The sequence below is a fragment of the Aliirhizobium sp. YIM B11859 genome, from assembly GCF_057163345.1.
On the sequence record NZ_JBXHAY010000033.1, the window covers coordinates 1 to 5,588 of the forward strand.

The 5,588-nt window shown below is 55.7% G+C and carries 3 protein-coding genes and 1 pseudogene; 3 read left to right on the forward strand and 1 reads right to left on the reverse strand.

Annotated features, from left to right (window positions below; translation table 11 throughout):
• From AC2GXZ_RS32360 to AC2GXZ_RS32370, 3 genes and pseudogenes are all read left to right on the forward strand, one after another.
• A pseudogene (locus tag AC2GXZ_RS32360) lies at nt 1-206 on the forward strand (cation:proton antiporter); the annotation flags it as partial.
• A 389-nt stretch (nt 207-595) separates the two neighbouring features.
• Entirely contained in the window at nt 596-1,027 is a 432-nt protein-coding gene (locus AC2GXZ_RS32365; protein ID WP_483763354.1) for a response regulator, read from the forward strand.
• A gap of 74 nt (nt 1,028-1,101) precedes the next feature.
• Nucleotides 1,102-2,175, forward strand: coding sequence for a sensor histidine kinase (locus AC2GXZ_RS32370; RefSeq protein WP_483763356.1), 1,074 nt, complete (start codon nt 1,102-1,104; stop codon nt 2,173-2,175).
• A gap of 97 nt (nt 2,176-2,272) precedes the next feature.
• Here the strand turns inward: AC2GXZ_RS32370 and AC2GXZ_RS32375 are convergent, their stop codons facing one another.
• Nucleotides 2,273-5,197 (reverse strand): bifunctional diguanylate cyclase/phosphodiesterase, encoded by a 2,925-nt coding sequence (locus tag AC2GXZ_RS32375; RefSeq protein WP_483763355.1) that lies wholly within the window; start codon nt 5,195-5,197, stop codon nt 2,273-2,275.
• Nucleotides 5,198-5,588 lie beyond the last annotated feature (391 nt).

The window sequence follows — 5,588 nt, forward strand, 5'->3', positions numbered from 1 at the left end:
TCAGAGGTTTAGGGTCGATCTATTATCTAGCCTACGCCACGGGACATGCCGAGTTCGAGCATGCCGCAACGCTGTGGGCGACAGTGCTTTTAATCGTGATCGTTTCTATTGTGGTCCATGGGATCGCCGTGACGCCGACCATGCGGTGGATCGATATGCGCAGGTCGAGATCCAGCAAAAAGGCGGGAACTCAGTCCGTCCATTAGCGCGGCTTTATCCCACTGGAGCGCGATACGCGCGCATGCCGCTTGGAATAGTCCCCGCTACCTCTCTTTCTTTCAGAGACTGCTATTCGATCGATACCTTCAAAGATCAATCGATACCGCCACGGCCGAACCTGATCGGTCCGCCTGTATAATGGGCCAAAAGGCCAGGGTGGGTTCAATCCACGCCTTCGCCCTGACCTCTGTAGCGTTATGGGCGCCCTCAACAGGAGCGGTCGGTCTCGTATCTGCAAAGCTAGCGCTCTGCAGGAATGCCGACACGGAAGACGCTCCAGCGCTAAGTTTTATCACGCTGTTTCCTTTCGATCTCGGATCTCCTAAAAGAACCCAATGCGATAACCCTTCGGATACGTTTAGGGTTCTGAGTTCAGATGGATGCCGAAGCGGAACAACTTGATGGCGACAGAGTTTCAGGCAAAGTGTCTCAGAATGGTGTCAGAATGCCGCAGTCGACCGTACTCGTCATCGAAGATGAGCCTTTGACCCGCATGACAGTGGCCGATGACTTGCAGGTAGCCGGATTTCGCGTTCTGGAGGCTGGGCACACCGACGAAGCGCTGCGCCTACTCGAAACACATTCATCCATCCGAGCAATCTTTACCGACATCGACATGCCTGGCGACTTGGACGGACTGCAATTGGCCTGGATCGTGCGGGACCGCTGGCCACCGATCGGGATCGTTATCACCTCTGGAAATCGAAAGCTCGCGGCGCGCGACATGCCAGAGCGGTCCCTCTTCTTTCCCAAACCTTACTCCCACCAGCCGGTCATCGACGCCCTGATGCGGTTGATGGCGACTTGATCTAACCGAAACTTCTGGCGGATGCTTCAATTGCCGTGGTAAAGGACGGCTATCTGCCGTGACAGTTGAAGCACATGTCCAGTTCTGAAGACCCACATCCAACCCCAGCGACCGTCTCCGACCTTCCGCACCTCGCGGAGGCCCTCGACGATGATCGATTTCGGCAGTTTCTCGACCATGTGCCGTTCGCGGTTGCAGTCTCTGAGCTCGGGGACGACGAACATTTAGTGTATGGAAATATCGAGTTCGAGCGCCTAACCGGCCTATCGGGAGAGTATCTGCAAGGCAAGGCTTGGTCCGTCTTACCGACCGCGGCGCCACTCATCGACGGTCCAGTCCTTTCTGACGCCTTGCTGCAGAGCGAAGAGTATCTCGGGGCCTTTACAATCTCGACAAACGGCGACCATTACGTTGTCGATGCGTGGTCGAACACGATCGTCGACGATGTCGGCAAGCCATTGTTTCGCCTCCTAGCGATGTCCGCCCGGAGCGGTACCGATGATGCCTTAGCTCTGTCCGAGGCGCTTGCCGAAAAGGACACTTTGCTCAAGGAGCTTCAACATCGAGTTAAAAACAATCTGCAGATGATCACGGCGCTGATCCGCATGGAGGCGCGCAACGCCCAAAAGTCGGAAGAAAGCGAGCGTTTCAACCGACTTGCCGGCCGCATCGAGGCCCTGTCGATCCTCTATCGGTCGCTGTATGCCGGGAGCGAGACGGAGACCGTCGACCTTGGAACCTATGTCAGCCAGATCGCTTCCTCGGTCATGGCCGCTCACGCGATCGAGGGCATACGCCTCGACATGAAAGTCGACACCTGGCCGGTATCGGTCAATGTTGCCATGCCGGTTGGTCTCGTGATCAACGAGTTGATGACCAATGCCCTTAAATACGCGTTCTTGGGACGCGACGGTGGTGAAATTAAAGTTCGCTGCACGGTCGATGACCAGGGCTGCAAGGTACTTGTCGCTGACGACGGTGTGGGGCTTACGGACAAGTCGGACTGGCCGCGGCGCGGCAAGCTCAGCGCGATGATCGTCCAGTCCGTCCGCCATAATGCCAAGGCAGAGATCGACGTACAATCGGAGCCGGGCGCGGGAATGGCGGTGACAATCATCTTCAAGCGAGCGAATGCCGCCGATTTTTAAACGCATGGGGGCGACCAGCTTATTCTTAAGAACTCGATGAAGCGATGGCGGATCGCACGAGCTATCGTCGTTCTTCCCATTCAAGCGACAAATAATCTCAATTTCCCGTTCGAACGTCGCGTCGAATTTTGCGAGCGGCGAGGCGAGATCTGATCTCGTGCCGATCAATGGGTTTCGAGTAAAGATATCCTTGGCACTGGTCGCAACCTTCTCGGATGAGTGCCGCAGCCTGCTCATCGGTTTCCACACCTTCGGCGGTGATCGTTGCTTGGAAGCTTTTACCTAGCCCGATAATCGCTCGCACGATCGACAGGCTATCGCCTGATTTGGGGAGGCCGCCGACAAAGGAGCGGTCGATCTTTATCTTGTCGAATGCGAAGCTGCGCAAATAGGATAGGCTCGAATAGCCGGTTCCGAAATCATCGAGTGCGATGCGAACGCCCAGATTTTTGAGCTGACTCAGGATGTCGAGGTTTTCCTCGCTCTCACGCAGGAAGATGCCCTCGGTGATTTCGAGTTCCAGACGGTCCGGCAACAATCCCGATTTTTCCAGCGCCACCGAGACCTGCTTGGCAAGATTGAAACCGGTGAACTGGAGAGGGGAGAGGTTGACAGCGATCCGGACATCCGACGGCCAGTGTGCAGCTTCGAGACAAGCCTGCTCCATAACCCATTTGCCGATCGCAGGTATGAGCCCGGCCGCCTCGGCAGCAGGAATGAACTCTGCCGGTGAAACTGATCCCAGTTCAGGATGATCCCAGCGTAACAGCGCTTCGCAACACACGGTCCCTTCACTCTTCGCGTCTACGATCGGCTGATACACCAAACGAAGCTCGCTTCTCTCAAGTGCAAGCCTCAGTTCGTCACGCAGCCGCCGCTCACGATCTGCGCGCTCTTCCATGACGGGCTCGAAAAAGGCAAAGCCGCCGGTCCGCTTTTCCTTGACATCGTAAAGTGCCAGATCGGCGCGCTTCAATAGCTCGTCCGCATTGGCGCCATTTTTTGGATGGAAGGTGATGCCGACGCTGCAACCAATCGTCACCTCTTGTCCATCCAGCGGAAAGGGCCTCGCCAGCTCCGACGTGATCCTTACGGCAAGATCGATTGCCAAATCGGGGGCAGGGCAATCGGTCTGGATGATCGCAAATTCGTCTCCTCCCAAGCGCGCGACGATATCCGTTTCCGCCTTCGCGGCGATAAGGCGCGCCGCGACCTGGCGAAGCATCTCATCTCCGGCATGGTGACCCAGACTGTCGTTGACGAACTTGAACCTGTCCAGATCGACAAGGTGCAGGGCAAATGTCTTGGCGCCAGAGACCTTGCTCAGCTGTTGCGCAAGTAGGTCCTGAAACGCCAATCTGTTGGGAAGTTCAGTCAGGATGTCGTGACGCGAGAGATGGAGATTGCGCTTCTCCATCGCGAGGCGCTCCGTCACATCCTCCGATACGCCCAGGAGATAACGAGGCTTGCCATCAGCGTCTGGCACGCCGACCTTCTGTGTTCTCAAAGAGCGTACACCCTTTGAGGTTGGGACTGGTTCGTTTTCGATAACGACAAGCTCCTCGCCCGCCACCACGGCCCGATCAGCAGCTATGAACCGCTCGGCGTCCGCTTCGGTGAAGAAATCGAAATCCGTTTTGCCGATGATTTCATCTCGGCTGAGCCCGAGAAGATGTTCGCCTGCTTTGTTGATCAGGACGAACCGCCCGTCCTTAACATCCTTCACGAACAGCATCGACGGAATGCTTTCAACGATGGCATCGAGAAAAATACGTGTGCTTTTCAGCTCGATTGCTGCCTTCTCGCGCTCCGTTACATCGATTATCGCCGCAAGAATGCATGGCTTTCCGGCATGTCGGATACGGCGCGCGAACGGCAGGACCCTTATCGTGTGCCCGTCCGCAGCGACATGGGTCCAGGGATCCTTGGGTTCATAGGTCTCTGCTATCGTGGTGATATGATCGATCGTGTTCTCCCGCTCCTGCGGCGGGCGGATATCAAGAACAGACATTTGCTTAAATACCGGCCTGGCGTAGCCGTAGAGGAGGCAAGCGGCGTCATTGACTTCGACGAAGCCGAACGTCTGCGCGTCGAAGATCCACATTGGCACCGGGTTACGGTCAAACAACATCTGAAAGGATGCCTCACGGCGTTTACGATCGCTGATGTCGCGCAAGATGACGCCCATATGAGGTTGGCCGTCGCTCTGCCAAATCCCCACGGAAAACTCCACAGGTGCATCCTCACCCGATTTAGTGCGGAGAGTTGCCTCGATCCCCCCGATGGACGCATATTCTTTTCCAGATCTCAAGAAGCGTTTGGTCGCGGCCTCAACCTTGCGTGCCAGTTCAGCAGGAATAAGTTCAAACAGCGAGAGTTCTAAAAACTCGTACCGGTCGTAGCCGAGTATCTTCGAGGCCCCAGCATTCGAATGCGTGATGCGATTAGGAAAAGTGACGTTGAGTATTCCGTCCGCCGTTGTACGGCTCAGACAAAGCGCCGTCTTCTGGGCCTCCGACAGACGTTTCAGCTCGAACTGGTCCATCACCAGCTTTGCCAGGGACTGCAGACGAGATCGATCTACTGCTGAGAATTGCGGTCGGGGCTTGTCGTCAATGATGCAGAGTGTCCCGATGACGTAACCGCGAGGGGTAACCAATGGCGCGCCGGCATAGAAGCGAATGAACGGATCGCCCGTGACCAAGATGTTTGATGTAAACCGGGGATCGTGACGTGCGTCTGGAATGACCAGCACCTCCTCGCTGAGAAGCGCATGGGCGCAGAGGGAAATCGTTCGGCTCGTCTCGTGATGATCAAATCCTACGCGGGCTTGAAACCACTGCCGGTCCTGTTCTACCAGCGTTATCAGGGCCGTTCTTGTGCCGAACACGCTAACCGTTAACGCAACGAGATGATCGTTCGAATGATCTAACCGATGCTCGAGAAAGGCGTACTTTCTGACTTCGCGGAGCCGCTCTTCCTCACGAACCCCTGTCAGGGGGAGTTCTTTTCCGTAATCCATTCACCCGTGTCCTGGAAACTTGGTATAAGCGGTTTACTTCTAAAAAGTCGCAAGCGCCTAACTCCTGAAATAAGCAAGCGTTCAAATCGACTGGTTTCATGCTTTATGAATTGCTCACCAACGTTGAGCGCAAGTGGCCGTTGCTCAGTCCACGAAGACCTGCTGATTGAACACGGCCGTTAGATTTTTGCTTTCCACCAGATTATAGGTTCCCCCAACAATGCGCACCTGAACCATCTCCGCTAGAGTTCAGAGAGAGGACCGGCCGGTGAGCTGGAAAGATGAGTAAGCCCAAGCGTTTTTCAGCGCACTCAACGGAGGATATGCATATGGAAACGCTGGCAGAACTGTTCGAACACACGCTGAAAGACGTCTATTACGCCGAAAACGC

Excerpts from the sequence above, each read along its gene's own strand:
- AC2GXZ_RS32365 (WP_483763354.1), top strand. The coding sequence starts at position 596 with ATGGATGCCGAAGCGGAACAACTTGATGGCGACAGAGTTTCAGGCAAA.
- AC2GXZ_RS32370 (WP_483763356.1), top strand. The coding sequence starts at position 1,102 with ATGTCCAGTTCTGAAGACCCACATCCAACCCCAGCGACCGTCTCCGAC.
- AC2GXZ_RS32375 (WP_483763355.1), bottom strand. The coding sequence starts at position 5,197 with ATGGATTACGGAAAAGAACTCCCCCTGACAGGGGTTCGTGAGGAAGAG.